Origin of the sequence: Cellulomonas carbonis (assembly GCF_014636275.1) — a bacterium.
In the GTDB taxonomy this organism is placed as follows: Bacteria; Actinomycetota; Actinomycetes; order Actinomycetales; family Cellulomonadaceae; genus Actinotalea; species Actinotalea carbonis.
In genome coordinates, this window is sequence record NZ_BMEB01000004.1 from 120,197 (window position 1) to 141,604 (window position 21,408).

Consider the following 21,408-nt stretch of genomic DNA (forward strand, 5'->3'; position numbering starts at 1 on the left):
TGCCCGTGTCGGGGCTGGTAGGAAGTCCTGCGACCCCACCCCTTCCCGGGGGGTGTCACGCCGTCCTACGCTCGAAGAACCCGTCCGGGAGGACGCACCGTGAAGACCCTCCGTCGACTTCTCGCCGCGACCACGGCGGCCGCCGTGACCGCCGTCCTCGCGCTCGTGCCGGTCGGCGCCGCGCAGGCCGCCGAGGAGGTCTACCCGGCCCCGTCGTCGGGCTACTGGACCGTGGACGGCCGCGGGTGGGGCCACGGACGCGGGATGTCGCAGTGGGGGTCACAGGGTGCGGCGCTCCAGGGCGTACCGGCGCACCGGATCCTCTCGTTCTACTACCCGGGCACCAACCAGCACTTCCTCGGCAACCCGCGGGTCACGGTCGCGCTCACGCGGTACGCGCCGACGTCGTCGGTGACGGTGTGGAGCCCGCGCGGTCGCACGATCCGGATGGGCGGGATCAGCGCCGAGCAGATCCTCCCGGCGGGACGCTGGACGGTGACCGTCTCCGGCGGGACCGTGACGGCGCAGCGACGCGCGCACGGTGACCCCACCGGACCGGTGACCGAGACCCGGACGTACACGGGTGCGCTGAACACGACGGTGCTGCGGTTCGAGTCCTGCACCGGGGCCACGGTGTCGACCTGCGACCAGGGCGGCATGGTCGTCGCGCCGTCGTCGACGTCGACGACGGGCCGCTGGTACCGCGGCGACCTGCAGATCGTGCCCACGGGCAGCGGCGGCGGCGCAGGCTTCGACGTGCGCAACGGCGTCTTCATGGAGGACTACCTGCGCAGCGTCGTCCCGCGCGAGTCGCCCGCGTCGTGGGAGTACGCGGCGCTCGAGGCGCAGTCCGTCGCCGCCCGCAGCTACGCGTGGCACAAGGTCGTCAACGGCAACCCGCTGTGCGACACGACGGCGTGCCAGGTCTACTTCGGGCGCGGTGACGCGAACGCGGCGGGCGACGTCACGGAGCCCTACGAGCACGCGCGGACGGACGAGGCGATCCGGCGCACGGGCGGGACGGTCCTGTACTACGGCGGGCGGATCGCGTTCACCGAGTTCTCGTCGAACAACGGCGGGTGGACCACCGCGAGCGACGTGGCCTACCAGGTCGCGAAGGAGGACCCCTGGACGGGTCCCTCGGCGCCGCGCACGACGTGGGAGCAGCGGCTCACCGTGGCGGCCGTCGAGCAGTCGTGCCCGTCCGGCGGGAAGCTGCGCAACCTCGTCGTCGTGAGCCGCACGGGCCTCGGGCCCCTGGGCGGCCGCGTCACCAGGGCCCGGCTCGAGTGCACGACCGGGAACCGCGAGATCTCCACCCCCGCGTTCGGGATGTACTCGAGCTGGTGGAAGCCCCGCCCGACGACGCCCGTCCTGGGCAGCCCCGCGATCTCGGCCACGACGACCGCGCCCGGCCAGCCCGTCGTCCTCGGCGTGACGCCGAACGTGAGCATGTCGTGGACGCTCACCGTGCGGGACACGAGCACGGGCCGCGTCGCGCAGACCGTGACCGGGAGCGCGACCGTGGGCGTCCGCTTCAACGCCGGGTGGGACACGAGCTACAGCCCGCGGGCCGTGGGCGTGTCGCCGTACGTCGGCCCCGGGGTCTACGAGCTCACGCTCGTCGGCAAGGACGCGACCGGGAAGACGACGGCTCCCGTGGTGCGCAGGGTCACCGTGACGAAGCCGGCGGACCCGCCGCGCGTGGCCGCCGTGCCGCTCGTGCCGAACGCGGGGTACGTCGCGCTGCCGCCCAAGCGCCTGCTCGACACGCGCACGACCTTCCAGTCGCTCGGCGCGGGGCAGCGCGTCGACCTGACGGTGCTGGGCCGTGAGGGCATCCCGACCACCGGGGTCAGCGCGGTCGTCCTCAACGTCACGATGGTGACCCCCACCACGGACGGGCACCTGCGGATCTGGCCCGCGGGCTCGAACCTCCCGAACGCGTCGGCCGTGAACACGACCGGGCGGCGGACGCAGGCGAGCCTCGTGACGGTCGGTGTGGGCGGCCAGGGCAAGGTGAGCCTGTGGAACGCGGCGGGGACGACGCACTACCTCGTCGACGTGCTGGGCTACTACACGACCTCGCTGACCACCTCCTCGCGCTACCTCGCCGCGCAGGCGCCCGTCCGTGCCGCCGACACGCGCTCGGGCGGTCCGCTCACCGCGACGACGCCGCTCACGGTGGACGTCGCCGCCGCGCTCGGCCAGCCCGCGGGCTCGATCTCGGCCGCCACGGTCAACGTCACGACGACGAGGGCCGGCGGCAACGGGTACGTCGTCGCGTACGGGTCGGGCGCCCTGCCGCCCACGTCGACGGTCAACCACATGCCCGGCGCGGACGTCGCGAACCGGGCGGTCGTGCCCGTCGTGAACGGGAAGGTCACCGTGGCGCTGCGCGGTGCCCCCGCGCACGTCGTCGTGGACGTCACGGGCTGGTACGCGGCCCGCGGCGCGACGACGGGTGCGGTCTTCACCCCGGTCCAGCCGAGCCGGCTGCTCGACACGCGCTCCGGGCGTCCGCTCGGGGCGGGGGAGACGCGGTCGCTCACCGTGACCGGCGGCGTCGTGCCGAACGGGGCGACCGCGCTCGTCGGGACGCTGACCGCCGTCGAGCAGACCGCGCCCGTGACCCACGCACGCGTGTGGCCCGCGGGTCTGCCGCTCACGCCGACGTCGGACCTCAACTCCGGGAGCGGCCGGACGCAGTCCAACACGGTCGTCGTCCGCCCGGGCACCGGGGGAGCCGTCCAGCTCTACAACGACGCGGGCCAGTCCGACCTGATCCTCGACGCGGTGGGCTACTTCCGCTGAGGTGCGGTCCGGCCGGGCCCTCGGGCTCGGCCGGACCCACCGCCCGGTGCGTGGCGCGGCTACGCGCCGTCGTCGTGCGGCGGCTCCAGGCCGGGGCGGCGGACGCCCGCGTCGCGGTGCGCGTCGAGCTCCTGGCGCAGGAGCGCGACCTCCTCCGCGAGCGTCCGCGTCTCCTCCTCGAGGTTCGACAGCTCGACGCTGAACTGGACGAGCACGACCAGTGCGATGACGCCGCCGACGAGGAACAGCAGGTTGACGGGGGTCTGCACGCCGAGGAGTCGGGCTGTCCCGACGAGCGCGCCCGGGAACGCACCGAGCAGGACGATGCCGGCGCCGAGCACGAACCACGCGCTCGCGTACTTCTCGCGCACCCGGCGGGAGCGCAGCAGCACGAGCATGACCGCGACGGTGAGCACCGCGAGGACGAGCGCGGTCGCGTAGGCCGTCATGCGTGCTGCTCCGGGGCGCTCGAGGTGCTCGGTGGTCTGGTGGCCGCGGGCCGGCTCAGCGCGACGACGAGCGCGAGCAGGGCCCGGACGAGGAACACGGCGGCCTTGACCGGCGACTGCGACGGCGTCCCGCCCTGCCGGGCGCGCATCGTCACCGGGACCTGCCGCACGGTCAGCCCGGCACGGGCCGCGAGCACCAGCGCCTCGACCGTGTCGCCCAGGTACTCGGCGGGGTACTCGCGCGCGAACAGCACCAGCGCCCGCGGCCCGACGTACTTGAAGCCCGACGTGGTGTCGGTCAGCCGCGTGCGCGTGACGCGCGACAGGATGACCGACAGCAGACGCATCGCGGCGCGCCGCGGGCCGCGGGCGGCGTAGCTCCCGACGCCCGCGAACCGTGCGCCGATCACGAGGTCGGCGCGCTCGTCGGCCGCCGCGCGCAGCAGGTCGGGGACGGCGAGCGGGTCGTGCTGCCCGTCCGCGTCGAGCTGGACGACACCCGTGTACCCGTTCCGGACGGCGTACTTGAAGCCCGCGCGCATCGCGCCGCCGACGCCGAGGTTGTACGGCAGGTCCAGGACTGCGGCGCCCGCGGCCCGCGCGAGCTGCGCCGTGCGGTCGGTCGACCCGTCGCTCACGACGAGGACGTCGGCGTCCAGACCCGAGGCGCGGACCTCGGCGAGCACCGCGGGGAGCGCCTCCTCCTCGTTCCACGCGGGGATGACCACGAGGAGGCTGCGCGGGGACGGCGTCGGCACGGTCAGAGGCTACCGGCGCGCGTCGCGACGAAGCCGAGCTCGTCGAGCGTCGCGGCGATCTGCTCGCTCGGGCGGAACCGGTCGAGCTCCGACGGCCGCCGCAGCTCGCGCCACCCGTCGAGGAACGCCGTCAGCCGGGCCGCGTCCATGCGCGTCAGGACGACGTTGGCGCCCAGGCCCTGGTGGCGCTCGGTGCGCTCGCGGTGCACGGCGCACGGGACGCCGAGCACCGCGCACTCCTCCTGCAGCCCGCCCGAGTCCGTCACGACGAAGTCGGCGCGCGCGAGCATCGGCAGGAACGCCGCGTACGCGCGCTTGTCCCACAGCTGGAAGCGGTCGTCGAAGAGGTGGTCGAGCCCGAGCTCCGTGATGCGGGCTCGCTCGCTCTCACCCGCGACCATGACGAGCGGCATCGCGTCCCGCGACGCGTGGAGCGTGCGCAGCACCTCCTCGAGGCGCTCGGGCTGGCGCAGCAGCTCGAACCGGTGCAGCGTCACGAGCCCGTAGTGCTCGGGCAGGCCCTCGACCTCGGGGGCGCGCTCGAGCGCGCGCCGCAGCGCGTCGACGACGGTGTTGGCGCCCGTCTCGACGACGACGCCACGGGCGCGTCGCAGGTTCGCGACCTCGCGTGAGGTCGGCGCGAAGTGCAGGTCGGCGAGGCGCCCGACGACGCGACGGTTGAGCTCCTCCGGGAACGGGCTCAGCATGCTCCCGCTGCGCAGACCCGCCTCGACGTGAGCGACGCGCGCGCCGACGACCCGCCCGAGCACCGCGCCCAGGACGGTCGTGAACGTGTCGCCGTGCACGACGACGAGGCCCGGGCGGCCGTCGCGCGCGAGGTCGGCGGCGAGTGCGCGGCGCTCGGCGACGGCGGTCCGCAGCACGCGCAGCGCCCACGCGGGCACCTGCGCGACGCGGCTGATGTGCGCGAGGTGCCGGCGGGGGACGAGCCACCGCTCGGGGTCGGGTGCGCCGAGGTCGCGCAGGGTGGGCTCGACCTCGTTCGTGTGCTGGCCGGTGCTCCACAGCGCGACGTCCGCGCCCCGCTCGACGAGCGCCTCGCGCACCGGTGCGACCTTGATGAGCTCCGCGGTGGTGCCCGCCACGAACGCGATCATCGACCCGCCTCCCTGGGTCCGGTGACCCGTATCCTGGGGCCCCACCGTATCCCCGCGGCCCACCCGAGGAGCGCAGCCCATGGTCGTCGAGCCCCTGGGCGTCGTCGTGCCCGTGATGGACGAGGAGCGCTGGGTCCGCCGCTGCGTCGCCGCCCTCCACGCGGCCGCCGAGGTCGCCGGGATCACGCTCGACGTGCTCGTGGTCGACGACGGCAGCACGGACGCGACCCCGGCGGTCCTCGACGAGATGGCGGACCGCGGCCTGGTCCGCGTGCACCACCAGCCCAACCGCGGCCGCTTCGAGGCCCGGCGCACCGGTCTGGAGATGCTCACGACCGAGGACGTGCTGCTGGTCGACTCGCGGGTCCTGGTCGACCCCGGCGCGTTCGCGCACGTGCAGCGTCTGCGCGCGGAGGACCCCTCGGCCCGCGTCTGGAACGGGCACGTCGAGGTCGACACGTCGAACCCCTACGCCGCGTTCTGGTCGGGCATCACGCGCGTGGGCTGGCGCGCGTACTTCGCGCGTCCGCGGCACGTCTCCTACGGACCGGAGGAGTTCGACCGGTACCCCAAGGGCACGACGATGTTCCTCGCGCCGCGTCGGACGCTGCTCGAGGCGGCGGGCGCGTTCACGTCGCTCTACGACGACGTCCGCCTCGCGAGCGACGACACGCGCATGCTGCGCGAGGTCGCGCGGGCCGAGCGCATCCACCTCTCACCCGGCTTCTCGTGCCGCTACCACGGCCGCGACTCGCTGCAGGGCTGGCTCCGGCAGGCGTGGTTCCGCGGCACGACGTTCGTGGACGGCTACCTGGGCGACGCCGGCCGCGCCGTCCCGGTCGCCGCGGGCCTGACCGCCGCGGCGGCGGTCGCGGGCGCCCTCGCCGTGCGGCGCCCCCGGACCGCGCTCGCCGCCGCCGCTGCGGGCTGCGCCGGGCTCGCGGGCCTGACGGCCGCCTCGGGCGGCACGGCGCGCGAGGTGCGCGCCGTCGCGGGTCTCGCCGTCCCGTTCGCGGCCGTGTTCGGCGCAGGTGTCGCGCGCGGGCTCGCGCTCGTGCTCCGGTCGCGGTGAGCCGCGGGGGCGCGCTCGGACCGCTGCGCAGCCTCGGCACGGTCGGCGGCGCGCTCCTGGCGAGCAGCGCGCTCGGCTACGTGCTGCTCGCGCTCGTCGCGCGGGTCCTGGAGGAGGACCGGTACGCCGTCTTCCTCTCGGCGTGGGGCGTCGTCTTCGGCCTCGGCAGCGTGCTGTCGGTCGTCGAGCAGGAGGTCTCGCGCTACGCCGCGGAGGCCCGCGCTGCGGGCCGGGCCACCCCACGCGCGGCGACGCAGGTCCTGGCGCTCGCGGGTGGTGCCGCCCTCGCGGTGTGCGCCGCACTCGCGCTCTCCCCGCCCGGTGCGCGCGTCTTCGGGGGGCTGCCGGTCCTCGGGCTCCTCGCGTGCGTGTCGACCGCGGGGTTCGCGGTCCAGTTCTTCGTCCGGGGCGTCCTCGTGGGACGCGGTCTGCTGCGCCCGTACGCGGCGGTCCTGCTCGTCGAGGCGGGCGTCCGTCTGCTCGTGGCGGGCGCCCTCGCGCTGTGGCTGGCCGCCGCCCCCGCGGGTGGCCCGGACCGGACGGTGGCGATGGTCGCCGCCGTGGTGACCGGCAGCTTCGCCTGGGTGGTCGCCGTGCGGCGCGTGCGGGGCGAGATGGCGTCGGCGGGGCCGAGCGAGCCGTGGGGCGCCCTCGCGCGCGACGTCGCGGTGCTGGCGACCGCGGCGGGGCTCACGGCCGTGCTGCTCACGGGCTACCCGAGCCTCGTCGTCCTCGTCGTCGGCGACAGCACGGGGCTCGCGGCCCTGTTCGCCGCGGTGACGGCGACGCGCGTGCCCCTCCTCCTGCTCGCGCCCGTCCAGGCGCTCGCCGTGCCCGCCGTCGTCCGGCTGGTGCTCGCGGGCCGCACCGACCGGCTGCGGATGCTGCTGGTGCGCGGAGGGCTCGCGCTCCTGGCGGTCGCGGCGGTCGGCGCCCTGGGCGGCGCGCTGCTCGGGCCGTGGGTCGTGGCCACGGCGTTCGGGTCGCAGTACCGGACGTCGGGCACGACGGTCGCCGTCCTGATGGCCGCGACGGTCGTCGTCGGTGGTGTGCTGCTCGAGTCGGCGGCGCTCCTCGCGCTGCGACGCAGGCCCGCGATGCTGGGGACCTGGGCGGCCGCGGCGGCCACCGCCGTCGTGCTGCTCGCGACCTGGCCCGGGACGGCGGAGGACCGCGGCGTGGCGGGGCTCGGCGGGGCCGCCCTCGCGGGCGCGGTCTGGGCGACCACGGCGCTCCTGCGCGCGACGCGCGGTGAGCCGGTCCGCGGGCACCAGCCGGGAGCCGCACCCGTTCCCGGACCGGGACCCGAGCCCGGTCAGAGGTAGAAGCGGTCGACGAGCGCCGCGAGCGCGAGCACGTGCAGCGTCCACATCGCGAGCGCGAGCACCCCGAGTACGGCCACGTCCCACGTGCGGGTCGCGGAGTCGGCCGGCGCGACGACCATCGGGTCGACCGTGCCGCCCGAGCGCGCCTCCGGGACGGCCACGGCGGCCGACGACGCGCCCGGCCCGCCCGCGGGGCGCGAGCCGGCACCCGTGCGCCGTCGTCGGGCGTACGCCACCCACGGAGCCGTCGTCAGCGCGGGGAGGGCGAGCAGCCCGGGGACCGCCATGAGCGCGTAGCGGCCCTGCAGCAGGCCGTCGTTCCCGTCGTTGAGGTAGCTCAGGAAGCCCGCCGCGAGCAGAGCGCCGAACGTGCCCACGACGAGCGCGAGCGTCGTCCAGGTGACGGCGGTGCGGGCGTCCCACGCGGCGCCCGGCCGTCGGCGGGCGAGCGCGACGACGAGCCGGCCGCCCTGCAGGACGACCCACAGCAGCGCGAGCGCCGCGGTGAGCAGCATGCCCGCCCAGATCCAGCCGTACGCGGGGGCCGGCAGCAGGACGTCGAGCCACGAGAAGCGGCCCCACAGCTGCTGCCCCCAGCGCAGCTCGGAGACGGCGAGCCCGTCGCGCGTCTGCAGGCGCAGGTAGTCGACGAGGCTCCGCGAGACGCCGTCGGACGCGGGCAGCGTCGCGGCCCCGATGTCGAGCAGGCGCCGCACCAGGACCCACGGCCCGTACGTCACCAGGACCCCCAGGCCGACGCCGAGGGCCGACGTCCCGAGCAGGCGCACGCCCTGGCCGACCGGCGGCCGACGCGTGAGGACGCCGCAGACGAGCCCCGCGACGACGACCGGGACCAGACCCACGCCGTACGGCTTGCCGAGCAGCGCGAGACCCACCCACGCGCCGCCCACGACTCCTGCGAGCAGCCCGACCCGCCCGCGCGCGGCCCCGAGCGCGGCCGCGAACGCGCCGACGCCCGCGGTCATGATGAGCGCGTCGTTGTTGACGATCGCGTACTGGTGCGCGACCACCGGCTGCAGGACGACCGCCAGGGTCAGCAGCACGGGCGCGGTCCGCCCCGCGGGCAGCAGGCGGCGCGCCGCGACGAGCACGAGGACCGCCCCCACGGCGCCGAGGGCGACGCTCCACAGGCGCATCGCGTCGAGCCGGTCCACGACCGTGCCGGGTGTCACCTCGTACAGGGCGGCCGCGGGAAGGTAGTAGCCGGGCGGGTAGCCCGAGGCGGGGGCCGAGCCGTTGGACGTCGGCGATGCCTGCGCGAGCGCGGCCTCGAGCTCGGCGTACGCCTCGTCGGTGAGGACCGCACGGTCGCCGGGCGGGGACGCGAGGCGGTTGTGGAAGTCCTCGAGGAGCTGGAGCTGGGGGCTGTAGTACTGGTCCGACCCCTCGTGCCACTCGCCGGGGCGGGGGAGCGTGCCCTCCTCGGCCACGAACTGCGCGTACGCCGCGTGCGCCGCCTCGTCCATGCCTTCCAGCGACGGCAGGACGGTCGCCCAGACGAGGCCGCGGCACACCGCGAGGACAGCGAGGCACGCGGCGACGGCCCGCCAGCAGCCCGCGAGCGCGAGCGCCGCCACGCCGGCTGCGGCGCCGAGCAGCACCCAGGTGACCACGGCCGCCGGCTGACCCCACCACGGCGCACCCGTCGCCGCCACGTCGAGCGCGTGGACGAGCTGCGACCACGTCGACCCGGCCTCGTACTCCAGCGCGGTCGCCGTCGCGACGCCGTCCGCGACGAGCGCCGCGTCCTCGGGGCCGAGGCCGGTCGCCTCGACCGGGGCGACGACGCCCTCGGGCTCGCCGACCCACAGCGTCACGGCGTCGTCGACCGCGGCGGCCGACCGGTACTCGACCACGTACGTACGGCCTCCGCTGTCCGCGACGGGCGGGAACGTCGCGACGACGGACGAGCCGTTGTCGCTCAGGGACCCGCACGGGACCGCTCCCGCGTGCACGAGCCCGCCGGCGTCGTCCGTGACGGTGACGTCGACCTCGCAGTCGGACCGCCCACCGAACGTCCCGAAGCTCGAGCTGACGCGCGTGAGCCCGTCCTGCGTCGCGAGCACGGGCTGACGGACGACGACGCCCTCGCTGAGCGCTGTCGCGAGCACCGCGGTGGTGCGGACCGTCTGCGTGACCGCGCCCTGCACGGGTCCGGGGTCGCGGACCAGCGTGACGAGGGCCGTGACGACCAGGACGAGGACAGCGGCCGCAGCGACCACCACGCGGCGTCGGCGGTCCGTCGGGCCGGTGGTCGCCGCGTCGTCGGTCCGCTCAGCCATCTGGTCCCCTCGTCCCCCCACCCGGCCGCCACCGGGGACGGACGGGCCCCGCGGTGCGGGCCGAGGGAATCCTAGTGGCGGACCTCGAGCCGTCCGCCGCGATCGCGCACCGCGTCCAGGACGCCTCGCGCCATCAGGACGGCCCGCCTCGCGCGCGGTGCGACGAGCAGGACGTAGAACCCGACGTACTTGACGATCCAGGCGACGTAGCCGACCCGCCAGGCGGCCGGCATGAGGTCGGTCCGGACCAGGAGCAGCGTGTTGCGCACCATGTAGTAGTTGCGCACGGGGGAGTGGACGTGGACGGGCCGCCGCCCCGGGATGCGCTGCGTCCGGTCACCGAGCTGGTGGTCGAGCCGCGCGCCGACGACACCGAGCAGGTCGAACCCGGCGCGCCGCGCACGCAGGCCCCACTCGAGGTCGACGTGGTCGATGAACCAGTCCTCGTTCATGGGCCCGACGGCGTCGAGCGCGGCGACGTCGACGAGCGTGCCGGACGCGATGAGGAACGTCGCGGGCACGAGCGCGCCGTCGACGTCGGGCACGTCGGCACGGCGCGGGCCCCAGCGGCGGTCGGCGAAGAGCAGCGCCGCGCCCTCGTTGCGCTCGTCGACCGTGACCGGCCCGACCGCGGCGACCGGCCGGGCCCCCGCAGCGCGGCGGGCGCGGGCGTCGGCCAGGCCGCGCACCAGGCGCTCGACCATGTCCGGCGCCGGGAGCGAGTCCTGGTCCGACAGCAGCACCAGGTCGGCACCGAGTCCACGCGCGCGCTCGATCCCGCGGTTCTGCGCTGCGGCGATCCCGGTGTTGTCGCCCAGCTCGAGCAGCTCGGCACCCGCGGTGGACGCGACCACCGTGCGGAGCGCCTCGGGGTCCGGGGTGCCGTTGTCGACGACGACGGTGCTCGCGACCTGCGGCGCGAGCTCCTCGAGGAGTCGCGCGAGCGGCTCCGGCCGCGGCCGGTACGTCACGACGACCGCGACGACGAGGGGGACGTCAGCCATCCAGCGTGGCCAGGTAGGCCTGCACGTCCTCGAACCGCGGGAGGAGGCCGCGCTCGCGGGCCTCGGCGAGCGTCGGGGCGGCCTCGTCCTTGGTCGACAGCTGCGGCTCGAGCGGGCGCCCGTCGCGGCCGACCGTGGGCCACTCGACCGCGACGTCCGGGTCGAGCGGGTGGATGCCGTGCTCGCGCTGCGGGTCGTACCCCGACGAGCACAGGTACAGGACGGTCGAGTCGTCCTCGAGCGACATGAAGGCGTGCCCCAGGCCCTCGGGCAGGTAGATCGCGCGCCGGTCGACGTCGTCGAGCAGGACCGAGTCCCACCGGCCGAAGGTCGGGGACCCGACGCGGATGTCGACGACGACGTCGAGGACGGCCCCCCGCGCGCACGTGACGTACTTGGCCTGGCCCGGCGGCACGTCCGCGAAGTGGATGCCGCGCACGACGCCCGCGGCCGAGACCGACAGGTTCGCCTGCCGCAGGTCGAGCCCGTGGCCCGCCGCGTCGCGGAACGGTGCGTCCTTGAACCACTCGAGGAACACGCCCCGCGGGTCGCCGAACTGCTGGGGGGTGATCTCCCACGCGCCCGCGACCGCGAGCTCCCGGTACTGCACGTACGTCTCCGTCCGACGGTCGGTCAGGGCCGTGCCAGCGTAGCCCCGCGCCGTCGCGACCCGCGGCGGCCCGGGGGGTCAGGGCCGGCGGCTAGCCTGTCCCGGACATCCCCCGTCGGAAGGAGACGCCGTGCGTTGGCTCGTGACCGGTGCCCACGGCATGCTCGGCCAGGACCTCGTCACCCGGCTCGGGTCGGGCGGGCACACCGTGACGGCCGTGGACCGCGAGGCGGTCGACATCACGGAGCCGGCGGCGGTCCTCGAGGCCGTGCGGGGTCACGACGTGGTCGCGAACTGCGCGGCCTGGACCGCGGTCGACGACGCCGAGACGCGTGAGGGCGACGCCTTCCGGATCAACGCGGTCGGGGCGGCGTCGGTCGCGCGCGCGGCGGCCGCGGCGGGCGCCCGGGTCGTGCACGTCTCGACCGACTACGTGTTCGACGGCGACGTGGGCGGCCCGTTCGACGAGCACGCCCCGGTCGCGCCCCGGACGGCGTACGGGCGGACCAAGGCCGCCGGCGAGTGGGCCGTCCGCGCCGAGGCGGCCGACCACCTCGTCGTGCGCACGGCGTGGCTCTACGGCGCACGCGGCGCGTGCTTCCCGCGGACGATCGCGCGGGTCGCGCGCGAGCGCGGGGGCCTCGACGTCGTCGACGACCAGCACGGGCAGCCGACGTGGACGGTCGACCTCGCTGACCTCCTGGTCCGCCTCGTCGAGCAGGACGCGCCGGCGGGGACGTACCACGGCACGTCGTCGGGCCACACGTCGTGGTGGGGCTTCGCGCGCGCGGTCGTCGAGGCCGCGGGGATGGACCCGGAGATCGTCCGGCCGACGACCAGCGAGGCGTTCGCACGTCCGGCGCCGCGGCCCGCGTGGTCGGTGCTCGGGCACGACGCGCTGCGCGCGGCCGGGGTCGAGCCGATCGGTGACTGGGCGGACCGGTGGCGGACCGCCGCGGAGGAGGTGCTGGGATCGTGACGGTGACCGGGGCACGGCGGAGCGTGCGGGTCGGCGACCACCAGGTCGGGGAGGACCACCGGCCGTTCGTGGTGGCCGAGATGTCGGGCAACCACAACGGCGACCTCGGTCGCGCGCTCGCGATCGTCGACGCGATCGCCGAGTCGGGTGCGCAGGCGGTCAAGCTGCAGACGTACACCGCGGACACGATCACGATCGACGCGGACGGGCCCGCCTTCCGGGTCTCGTCCGGGCACGAGCTGTGGGGCGGGAAGAACCTCCACCAGCTCTACACCGAGGCCCACACCCCGTGGGAGTGGCACGCGCCGATCTTCGAGCGCGCGCACCAGCACGGGCTCGTCGCGTTCTCGAGCCCGTTCGACGACACCGCCGTCGACCTGCTCGAGGACCTCGGCGCGCCGGTGTACAAGATCGCGTCGCTCGAGATCGGGGACCTCGCGCTGCTGCGCAGGGTCGCGCGCACGGGCAAGCCCGTGATCCTCTCGACGGGCGCCGCGACCGTGACCGACGTCGACACCGCGGTGCGGACCATCCGCGCGGAGGGCAACGACGACGTGGTCGTGCTCGCGTGCACCTCCTCCTACCCGGCGTCCCCCGCCGAGTCGAACCTGCGCTCGATCCCGGTCCTGCGGGACACGTTCGACGTCGTCGTGGGGCTCTCGGACCACACCATGGGCATCGGCGTGGCGGTCGCCGCGGTCGCGATGGGTGCGACCCTCATCGAGAAGCACGTCACGCTCGCGCGCGCCGACGGCGGCGTCGACTCCGACTTCTCGCTCGAGCCCGCCGAGCTCGCTGCCCTCGCGGCGGAGACCGAGCGGGGCTGGCAGGCGCTCGGCACGGTGCGCCTCGAGCCGACGCCGGGGGAGTCCGAGAGCCGCCGGCTGCGCCGCTCGCTGTACGTCGTCCAGGACGTGCGCGCGGGGGACGCGGTCACGCCCGAGAACGTGCGGTCGATCCGCCCGGCCGGTGGTCTCGAGCCCGCGTACCTGCCCGTGGTGCTCGGTCGCACGTTCCGTACCGACGCGGCCCGCGGCACGGCGCTGACCTGGGACCTCGTCTGACCTGACGCGACGTCGTCGGTCGGGCCGGTCCCGGCCGACGACTCAGCGCGCCGGGGTGGCCGGCAGCTTGACGAACGCCGTGACGACGTCGTCGCCGCGCTCGGGCGACGGCACGTAGCCCGCGCTCGTGAAGAGCCGGCCCGAGGCGGCGTTCTCCGGCCGGACGACGGCGAGCAGCCGCGGGTCGGGCCCCGCGAGGGCCCGCCACGCCTCCTCGGCGCAGGTGAGCACCGGAGCCGCCCAGCCCTGGCCACGCGCGTCCGGCGCGACCGTGATCGAGACCTCCCACAGCCCCGCCTCGGCGGTGCGGTCGAAGCGCACCGTGCCGACCGGGACCTCGTCGCGCGCGCTCTCGAGGACGAGGAGGAGCCGGTCGTCGTCGGCGAGCACGCGCGTGAGCCACGCGGTGTGCTCGGCGGCCGTCACCTCGCCCGTGCTGCGGGACGCGGCCCTCGTCGCGGGGTCGTTCCGCCAGCCACGCAGGAGGTCGGCGTCGTCGGCGGTCGCCGCGCGCGCGCGCACCGCCCGGCCGTCGGCAGCACCCGCGCCCTCGTCGTCGGCGTGGTCCGTCCCGGCCCCGGCGCGGCGGCGTGCGCGGTCGGCGACGACGTCCTCCCACGCCGCGACGACGCGCGACGCGCCGTCCGGGTCGACGACCCTCGGGCCCGCGGCAGCGAGCCGCCCGCGCGTCGCGGGGTCGGACAGCAGCGTCGCGAGCCGGCCGGCGGTCGGCCCCGCGAGGTCGTCGGGCGTCCCGAGCCCGGCGGTCAGCCCGAGGCCCACCGCACGCTCGTAGCCGATCCGCTGGTTCTCGGCCACCACGACCGCACCGGTCGCGACCCCGACCGCGGCGAGCTCCCAGACCGTCGTCCCGGCCGCGGTCACCACGACGTCGTGCGCGGCGGCGAGCGCGGGGAGGTCGTCCTGCGGGCCGACCAGGCGCAGCGGGAGGTCCGCCCCCGCACGACGCACGTCCTCGGCGTGGTCGGGCCGGACGATCACGGTGACCGCACCGGTCCGGACCCCGGTCCGGGCGATCGCGGCGACGACCGCCGCAGCCGCACCCGTGGCGTCGGTCCCGCCCAGCACGACCAGGACGTGCGGGTCACGTCCGGCCGGGGGTCGCGCGAGGTCGTGCGCGCGCGCCACGGCCGACCGCATCGGCGCGTGCCGCACGCCCAGCAGCACGGTGCCCGAGCCGTCCGCGGGCCGTCCGGCCGCCTCGGCCCCCGGGGTGGGGTCGACGACGACGTCGGCCTCGCGTCGCCCGAACGGCCCGTCCTCGACGCAGGAGAGCGCGCCGCCCGCCTCGCGGATCGCCGCACGGAGGCCCACGACCGGCGCGTAGTGGTCCACGTGCAGCACGTCCGCACGCGTCGCGCGGACCAGCGCGGCGAGGCGTGCGGGATCCAGGTCCGACGGCGGCAGGTGCGCGTCGGCGGGGACGTCGCCCGGGCCGTCGAACGGCAGGAGCGGGACGCCGCTCGCGGCGAGCAGGCGCCGGCCGAGGGGTGCCGTGACGCGCCCGACGACCGCGACGCGCCACCCGCGGGCCGTCGCGGCCTCGGCGAGCGCGAGGCAGCGCACGAGGTGCCCGACGCCACCCGCGGCGGTCGCGTCGCAGCGCAGGAGCGCGCGCATCAGCCCTCCTCGAGCGACTTCTGGCGCACGTCGGCCACGATCTCCCGCAGGTCGGGTCGCGACCTGAGCAGCGCGACGAGGTCGCGCCAGGCGGGCGGCGCGTCGCCGAGCTCGTCCGCGACGGCCGCGAGGAGCCGCGCGTCCTCGGGCGTGTCGAGCGTGACGCGCAGGTCGTGTGCGTCGGGCGTGACGACGAGCCCCAGCGTCCGGCAGCGCCCCGGCTCGCCGTAGAGCCAGGACGTCACGTGGACGCGGTCGTGGTCCGTCGCGCGGGCGTCCGCGAGGTCGAGCGCCGCGGCGGACACGAGCTCGACGTCGAGGCCGCGGGGCAGCGTCCGCACGAGGGTCGTCGCGACGTAGTCGAGGTCGGGCGCCGCGCGCCACGCCGCGGCGACCAGACCGATGAGCGCGGGGTCGAGCAGCGGGCAGTCGGCCGTGAGCCGGACCACGGCGTCCGCCCGTGCCGTGTCGCGCGCGAGCACGAAGCGCGACAGGACGTCGTCCTCGCTGCCGCGCACGACCGCGACGCCGAGCGAGGTCGCGAGGTCCGCGACGGCGTCGTCGCCCGGGGCGGTGGAGGTCGCGACGACGACCTCGTCGACGCCCGACGCGGCGCGGGCCGCGCGCACGACCCAGCCGAGGACCGGGCGGCCCGCGAGCGGGAGGAGGACCTTGCCGGGCAGGCGGTGCGACCCGGTCCGGGCCTGGACGACGGCGACGACGCGGGGGGCTGCGTGCGAGGGCTCGGGAGGCACCGTGCCATGATGCTCTACCGGGGCCGCCGCCCCCGAACGTCCCCGCGGCCGTGCCGCTCGTCCCCTCCGGGAGTCCCTGCATGTCGCTGCTCAGCGGTTCGTCGATCCTCGTCACGGGAGGCACCGGGTCCTTCGGCAAGGCCTTCCTGCGTGAGGTCCTCGACCACCACGACCCGCGGCGCGTCGTCGTCTTCAGCCGGGACGAGCTCAAGCAGTACGAGGTCCGCCGCCTGCTCGGCGACGACCCGCGCCTGCGCTGGTTCATCGGGGACATCCGCGACCGCCGCCGCCTCGAGCGCGCGATGCACGGGGTCGACCTCGTCGTCCACGCCGCCGCGCTCAAGCAGGTCGACACCGCCGAGTACAACCCCTTCGAGTACGTGCAGACCAACGTCCAGGGGTCGCAGAACGTCATCGACGCCGCGATCGACGCGGGCGTGAAGAAGGTCGTCGCGCTGTCGACCGACAAGGCGTCGAGCCCGATCAACCTCTACGGCGCCACGAAGCTCTGCGCCGACCGGATGTTCGTCTCGGGCAACCACTACGCCGCGGCGTACGACACGCGCTTCTGCGTCGTCCGGTACGGCAACGTCATGGGCTCGCGCGGGTCGGTCGTCCCGGTGTTCCGCCGCCTCGCCGAGGAGGGCGCGTCGATCCCGATCACGGACATGCGCATGACGCGGTTCTGGATCACGCTCCCGCAGGCCGTGAAGTTCGTCATCGACTCGTTCGCACTCATGACCGGCGGCGAGCTGTACGTCCCGCGCATCCCCAGCATGCGCGTGACCGACCTCGCGCAGGCCGTCGCGCCCGGGTCGCCGATGCACGAGATCGGCATCCGCCCGGGGGAGAAGCTCCACGAGGAGATGATCGCCGCGGACGACTCGCGCCGGACGGTGCGCCTGGGCGACCGGTACGTCGTCATGCCCTACGTCCACGGCTGGGGCTACGAGCCGCCGGCCGACGGCGTCCCGGTCGAGGACGGGTGGACCTACCGCTCCGACACCAACGACCTCTGGCTCGAGCCCGACGAGCTGCGCGACATGGTCGCGCGGTTCGCCTGAGGAGCGTCGTGCTGCCCTACGGCCGCCAGTCCATCGACGACGACGACGTCGCCGCGGTCGTCGCGGCGCTGCGCAGCGACTGGCTCACGACCGGTCCCGCCGTGGCCGAGTTCGAGGCCGCGGTGTCGGCCGCGTGCGGGGACGTGCCGGCCGTCAGCGTGACGTCCGGGACGGCCGCGCTGCACGTCGCGTACGCGGCCGCGGGTGTCGGTCCGGGTGACGAGGTCGTCACGACGCCGCTCACGTTCGTCGCGACCGCCGCGGCAGCGGCCCTGCACGGCGCGACCGTCGTCTTCGCCGACGTCGAGCCCGACACGGGCAACCTCGACGTCGAGGCCGCCCGGGCCGCGATGACCGAGCGCACGCGCGTCGTCGCGGCCGTCGACTACGCGGGGCTGCCGGCGGAGCCCGAGCGCTTCGCCGAGCTCGCGCACGCGCACGGCGCGCTGTTCCTCGAGGACGCCGCGCACTCGATCGGCTCGCGGTGGGCGGGCCGTCCCGTGGGCGCCTTCGCGGACCTCACGACGTTGTCGTTCTTCCCGACGAAGAACCTCACGACCGCCGAGGGCGGCGCGGTCCTGGCGACCGACCCCGGGCTCGAGCGGCGCGCCCGGCTCTTCAAGAACCACGGCCTGGTGCGTGAGCCCGACGCCCAGCGGTGGCCCGACGAGGGTCCGTGGCACCAGGAGGTCCACGAGCTCGGGCTGAACTACCGCCTCCCGGACGTGCTCGCGGCGCTCGGCACGTCGCAGCTGCGGCGCCTCGACGCGTTCCGCACGCGCCGGGCCGAGATCCACGCCCGCTACGACGAGGGGCTCCGCGACCTCGACGGGGTCCGCACGCCCGCCCACCGCGCGGACGCCGAGCCCGCGTGGCACCTGTACCCCTTGCGCGTGCTCGACGGCCGCCGCCGCGAGGTCTTCGAGTCCCTGCGCGCCGCGGGGATCGGCGTGCAGGTCAACTACATCCCGGCGTACTGGCACCCCGCCTTCGCGGACCTCGGGTACCGCAGGGGCCTGTGCCCGAACGCCGAGGCGTACTACGAGCAGGAGATCTCCCTCCCGCTGTTCCCCGACCTCACGGACGCCGACGTCGACCGGGTCGTCGAGGAGGTCCGGCGCGCGGTCACCGGCCGCTGACCCGATGACCGACGGCCCCGTCGAGGCGCCCGCAGCCTCGGCCTCGCGCACCGTCCTCGGGCGCGGCTCGCTCTACACGCTGGCGACGGCGGCACCCGCGCTCGCCGCGGTCGCCGTCGTCCCCGCCGTGACGCGGGCGCTGCCCGTCGCCGAGTACGACCTCGTCGCGGTCGCGACGGTCGTCGTCCAGGTGACCTACATCCTCCTCGGCCTCGGCATGGGTGCCGCGATCACGCGTCAGCACCTCCTCGACGCCGCGGGCGCGACCGGCTCGCGCGTGCTCGTGCTGCAGGGCGCCGGGCTGGCCGGGGTGCTGGGTGCGGTCGCGACCGCGACGTCGGGCTGGTGGTCCCCGCTCGTGCTCGGCCGGCCCGCCTCGACCGAGCTCGTGCTCGCGCTCGCGGCCTCGCTGGGCGGGGCCTGGATGGTGCTCGCCCAGGCCTACCTGCGGGGCGAGGACCGGGTCCGGCCGTTCGTCGGGCTCGCCGCGCTCGCAGGCCTCGTGGGCCCGGCGCTCGGGCTGGTCGGCGTGCTCGCCGTCGAGCGCAGCGCGACGGCGTACCTCGTGGGCCTCGCGGCCGGCTACGTCGCGGCGGGGCTGACCGGGCTCGGGCTCGTGGTCGCGTCGGGTCCCGCTCAGGGGCGCCGGGGTGGTCTGCGCGCCGCCCTGCGGATCGGCCTGCCGACCGTGCCGCACCAGGTGAGCCTCTACCTCGCGCTCGCGGGGCTCGTCGTGATCGCCGACCGGCTCCTGGGCGAGGGCGGCCGTGCCAACGTCGCCCTCACGTTCGGTGCCGGGGCGACCGTGGTGACCGCCGGTCTCAACAACGCGTGGGCGCCGCTCGTCTACCGGACGCCTCCCGCCGAGCGGGGACGCGTCCTGACCGAGACGACCAGGTCGGTGGGCCTGGTCACCGTGACGCTGTCGGGCGGCCTCGCCCTGCTCGCGCCCTGGGTGCTCGCCGTGGCCGCGCCCGCGCGGTACGCGACCGACGGCCTGGTCCCCGCGCTCGCGCTCGCCGCGGCGGCCGCGGTCCCGTCCGTCGTCTACCTCGCGAGCGGGCACCTCGTCTTCGCCGAGGGACGCACGCACGGTCTCGCGGTCACGACGCCTCTCGCGGTCGCCGGGGGCCTCGCGGTCGCGGCCGCCGCCGCGTCGTCGTGGGGCGTGACCGCCACGGGTGCGGGCTACCTCGGTGCGTACCTGCTCCTCGCGACGGGCACGACGGCGCTGCAGCGGCGCGTCGCGGGCCACGCGTGGTGGCCGCCGGGCATGCCGCTCGTGCTCGCGCTGTGGGTGCTCACGACCCTGGGGGGTGTGCTCCTGCCGACGGACGGGTCGGGGGCTGCGTGGCGCTGGGGCGGCGCCGTGGTGCTCGTGGTGGTCGCGGCCGCAGCGCTCAGCGGGCGACGTCCGCCGTGGGGACGACGACGGGGAGCGGCGCACCCGGCGGGATGACCCGACCGATCGGGTGCGGCAGGTAGGACGCGGCGGCGACGAGGAACCGGGTCGCCGACAGCGCGGCGGCCGCGGGGCCTGCGGCTGCCGGCGCCGCCGTCGGCGCGACCGTCGGGGCGGCCGTCGGCGCGGGATCGCCCGCGGCGCCGCGCCGACGTCGGACGGTCGTGACCGCGCGGCTCGCGGGTGCGCTCACCCAGTGCTGCCACCACGGGCCCACGCGCAGCGCGCGGTCCCAGCCGAGCAGGCGGACCAGCTCGTCGGGCTCGCGCAGGGACGCCAGGCCGAGCTCGTCCGCGGCGACGGCGCGGCGGTCGGCGAGCGGCACCGAGTCGTCGTGCATCTCGGGCCACAGCGTCCGCACGCGCGCGAGGGCCTGCGGGTCCTCGCCCTCGAGCGCCATGCCGTCGCCGTGCACGGCGGTGTCGATCCCGAGGGCCGCGGCGTACACGACGGGCGTCGAGAGCCGGTTGGAGACGACGCGCCCGGCGCCCGTGAGCAGCGTGTGCAGGCGACCGAGGAACGCCGGGTCGGTGCGCTCGCCGAGCGTCACGCACGTGTGGCCGGCGTCGACGTACGCCCTGACCACCGCGGGGTCGCGCGCCTCGACGTGGTAGAGGCACACGGTGGACGGGCCCTCGGTCCGCGCCCACTCGCGCGCGACCGCCCGGTGGTCGCCCTCCAGGCGCTGCGTCGCGATCCCGTGGACCGGCAGGATCACGGTGCCGTGCGGACCGGCCACCGTGCCGGTGCCCCCGGCCGCGCCCTCGTGGGAACCGTCACCCGGCGCGCTCCGCGCGTCGAGCGTGCCCAGCGCGGAGCAGAGGTAGAGCCACGGCGCGCCGATCGGCACGCTCGCGCGGTCCGCCGACGTGGGGTCCCACGCGCGCGAGCGGTGGCTCCACACGAGCAGACGGCGGTCGGCGGGCCCGTCCGCGGCGCCGATCCGCGGGAAGTCCCGGAAGTGCGTGCCGAGCGGCGAGACGGCGGTCCACCCGTGCTGGACCAGGCCGCGCACGTGCCGCGGCGCGGGCAGGCCGAGGTAGAGCGCGAAGGCGGCGCTGTGGCCGTAGTAGTGGTTCTGCGACTCCACGGGAGGGCACTCTACGGCGGCGGCCCCGCGGGACGGGCCTTGTACGCTGGTCCGACCCTCCCTCGGACCCTGGAGCCCCAGCCGGTGCGCAACACTGACGCCTGCCTGGTCGTCCCCCTGTACAACGAGGCGACCGTCGTGCACGACGTCGTCGCCGCGGCACGGGCGACCTTCCCCACCGTCGTCGTCGTCGACGACGGCAGCAGCGACGACTCGGCAGCGCGCGCCGAGGCGGCGGGCGCGATCGTCGTGCAGCACCCGATCAACCTCGGCCAGGGCGCCGCGCTGCAGACAGGGATCGAGGTCGCCCTCCGCCTGCCCGGGATCCGGTACGTCGTGACGTTCGACGCGGACGGTCAGCACCAGGTCGCGGACGCCGAGGCGATGGTCGCGCGCCTGCGGGCCGGCGAGGCCGACGTCGTCTTCGGCTCGCGCTTCCTCGACGACCGCACCCGGCCCGGTGCCCTCAAGCGGCTCGTCCTGCGCGCCGCGATCGCCTACACGAACCTCACGACGGGCGTCCGCCTGACCGACGCGCACAACGGGCTGCGCGCCTTCACGCGCGAGGCCGCCGCGCGGCTGGACGTCAAGCAGAACCGGATGGCCCACGCCTCCGAGATCGTGGAGCAGGTGGGCAGGTCGGGCGTGCGCCTCGTGGAGCACCCGGTGCACATCCTGTACACCGACTACTCGCGCTCCAAGGGGCAGTCGGTCCTCAACGCGATCAACATCCTCACCGAACTCCTCTACAGGTAGGTCGC

General features: G+C 76.1%; 18 protein-coding genes. 9 read left to right on the forward strand and 9 right to left on the reverse strand.

Going from position 1 to position 21,408, the window contains the following annotated elements:
* Nucleotides 1-99: 99 nt before the first annotated feature.
* Nucleotides 100-2,814, forward strand: a complete 2,715-nt coding sequence (locus IEV86_RS12915; protein ID WP_043609038.1) for a SpoIID/LytB domain-containing protein — start codon at nt 100-102, stop codon at nt 2,812-2,814.
* 59 nt (nt 2,815-2,873) lie between these two features.
* Here the strand turns inward: IEV86_RS12915 and IEV86_RS12920 are convergent, their stop codons facing one another.
* Genes IEV86_RS12920 through IEV86_RS12930 form a run of 3 tightly spaced genes read right to left on the reverse strand, consistent with a single transcriptional unit; the run spans nt 2,874 to nt 5,139 of the window.
* Entirely contained in the window at nt 2,874-3,263 is a 390-nt protein-coding gene (locus tag IEV86_RS12920; protein ID WP_052426482.1) for a DUF2304 domain-containing protein, read from the reverse strand.
* Nucleotides 3,260-4,021 carry a glycosyltransferase family 2 protein gene (locus IEV86_RS12925; RefSeq protein ID WP_052426483.1) on the reverse strand — a complete coding sequence of 254 codons (762 nt, stop codon included), beginning with the start codon at nt 4,019-4,021 and terminating at the stop codon, nt 3,260-3,262. The genes IEV86_RS12920 and IEV86_RS12925 overlap by 4 nt, the downstream gene beginning before the upstream one ends.
* A 2-nt stretch (nt 4,022-4,023) precedes the next feature.
* Nucleotides 4,024-5,139 (reverse strand): UDP-N-acetylglucosamine 2-epimerase, encoded by a 1,116-nt coding sequence (locus tag IEV86_RS12930; RefSeq protein WP_043609040.1) that lies wholly within the window; start codon nt 5,137-5,139, stop codon nt 4,024-4,026.
* 79 nt (nt 5,140-5,218) lie between these two features.
* Between IEV86_RS12930 and IEV86_RS12935 the strand changes: the two genes are divergently transcribed.
* Together IEV86_RS12935 and IEV86_RS12940 are read left to right on the forward strand one after the other, a co-directional pair.
* Nucleotides 5,219-6,211 (forward strand): glycosyltransferase family 2 protein, encoded by a 993-nt coding sequence (locus tag IEV86_RS12935; RefSeq protein WP_188484695.1) that lies wholly within the window; start codon nt 5,219-5,221, stop codon nt 6,209-6,211.
* On the forward strand, nt 6,208-7,536 hold the full coding sequence (locus IEV86_RS12940) for a hypothetical protein (protein WP_052426514.1): 1,329 nt from the start codon (nt 6,208-6,210) through the stop codon (nt 7,534-7,536). The genes IEV86_RS12935 and IEV86_RS12940 overlap by 4 nt, the downstream gene beginning before the upstream one ends.
* Here IEV86_RS12940 and IEV86_RS12945 read toward each other — a convergent pair.
* The 3 genes from IEV86_RS12945 to IEV86_RS12955 form a co-directional block, all read right to left on the reverse strand.
* Nucleotides 7,527-9,839 (reverse strand): glycosyltransferase family protein, encoded by a 2,313-nt coding sequence (locus IEV86_RS12945; RefSeq protein WP_043609488.1) that lies wholly within the window; start codon nt 9,837-9,839, stop codon nt 7,527-7,529. The genes IEV86_RS12940 and IEV86_RS12945 overlap by 10 nt on opposite strands.
* A 71-nt stretch (nt 9,840-9,910) precedes the next feature.
* Nucleotides 9,911-10,843 (reverse strand): glycosyltransferase family 2 protein, encoded by a 933-nt coding sequence (locus IEV86_RS12950; protein WP_043609489.1) that lies wholly within the window; start codon nt 10,841-10,843, stop codon nt 9,911-9,913.
* Complete coding sequence (locus tag IEV86_RS12955; protein WP_043609492.1) at nt 10,836-11,453, reverse strand: dTDP-4-dehydrorhamnose 3,5-epimerase family protein; 618 nt, start codon at nt 11,451-11,453, stop codon at nt 10,836-10,838. Before IEV86_RS12955 ends, IEV86_RS12950 begins: the two co-directional genes overlap by 8 nt.
* 130 nt (nt 11,454-11,583) lie before the next feature.
* Between IEV86_RS12955 and rfbD the strand changes: the two genes are divergently transcribed.
* Together rfbD and pseI are read left to right on the forward strand one after the other, a co-directional pair.
* Nucleotides 11,584-12,432, forward strand: coding sequence for a dTDP-4-dehydrorhamnose reductase (gene rfbD, locus IEV86_RS12960; RefSeq protein ID WP_043609494.1), 849 nt, complete (start codon nt 11,584-11,586; stop codon nt 12,430-12,432).
* Complete coding sequence (pseI, locus tag IEV86_RS12965) at nt 12,429-13,496, forward strand: pseudaminic acid synthase (RefSeq protein ID WP_229734642.1); 1,068 nt, start codon at nt 12,429-12,431, stop codon at nt 13,494-13,496. Before rfbD ends, pseI begins: the two co-directional genes overlap by 4 nt.
* Before the next feature lie 42 nt (nt 13,497-13,538).
* Here the strand turns inward: pseI and IEV86_RS12970 are convergent, their stop codons facing one another.
* Entirely contained in the window at nt 13,539-15,137 is a 1,599-nt protein-coding gene (locus IEV86_RS12970; RefSeq protein WP_188484696.1) for a bifunctional UDP-2,4-diacetamido-2,4,6-trideoxy-beta-L-altropyranose hydrolase/GNAT family N-acetyltransferase, read from the reverse strand.
* Nucleotides 15,137-15,892 (reverse strand): cytidylyltransferase domain-containing protein, encoded by a 756-nt coding sequence (locus IEV86_RS12975; protein ID WP_081978936.1) that lies wholly within the window; start codon nt 15,890-15,892, stop codon nt 15,137-15,139. The genes IEV86_RS12970 and IEV86_RS12975 overlap by 1 nt, the downstream gene beginning before the upstream one ends.
* A gap of 80 nt (nt 15,893-15,972) precedes the next feature.
* Here IEV86_RS12975 and pseB point away from each other — a divergent pair, with 80 nt between their 5' ends.
* Genes pseB through IEV86_RS12990 form a run of 3 tightly spaced genes read left to right on the forward strand, consistent with a single transcriptional unit; the run spans nt 15,973 to nt 19,554 of the window.
* A complete protein-coding gene (gene pseB / locus IEV86_RS12980; protein WP_043609962.1) occupies nt 15,973-16,956 on the forward strand; it encodes a UDP-N-acetylglucosamine 4,6-dehydratase (inverting) in 984 nt (327 codons plus the stop codon).
* Between the two features lie 8 nt (nt 16,957-16,964).
* Nucleotides 16,965-18,095 (forward strand): UDP-4-amino-4,6-dideoxy-N-acetyl-beta-L-altrosamine transaminase, encoded by a 1,131-nt coding sequence (gene pseC / locus IEV86_RS12985; protein WP_043609965.1) that lies wholly within the window; start codon nt 16,965-16,967, stop codon nt 18,093-18,095.
* A gap of 4 nt (nt 18,096-18,099) precedes the next feature.
* On the forward strand, nt 18,100-19,554 hold the full coding sequence (locus tag IEV86_RS12990) for a polysaccharide biosynthesis protein (protein ID WP_043609967.1): 1,455 nt from the start codon (nt 18,100-18,102) through the stop codon (nt 19,552-19,554).
* Here the strand turns inward: IEV86_RS12990 and IEV86_RS12995 are convergent.
* Entirely contained in the window at nt 19,496-20,647 is a 1,152-nt protein-coding gene (locus tag IEV86_RS12995; RefSeq protein ID WP_188484697.1) for a hypothetical protein, read from the reverse strand. The genes IEV86_RS12990 and IEV86_RS12995 overlap by 59 nt on opposite strands.
* Nucleotides 20,648-20,731: 84 nt before the next feature.
* On the opposite strand from IEV86_RS12995, the gene IEV86_RS13000 reads away from it, so the two are divergent.
* Nucleotides 20,732-21,403, forward strand: coding sequence for a glycosyltransferase family 2 protein (locus tag IEV86_RS13000; protein WP_043609216.1), 672 nt, complete (start codon nt 20,732-20,734; stop codon nt 21,401-21,403).
* Nucleotides 21,404-21,408 lie beyond the last annotated feature (5 nt).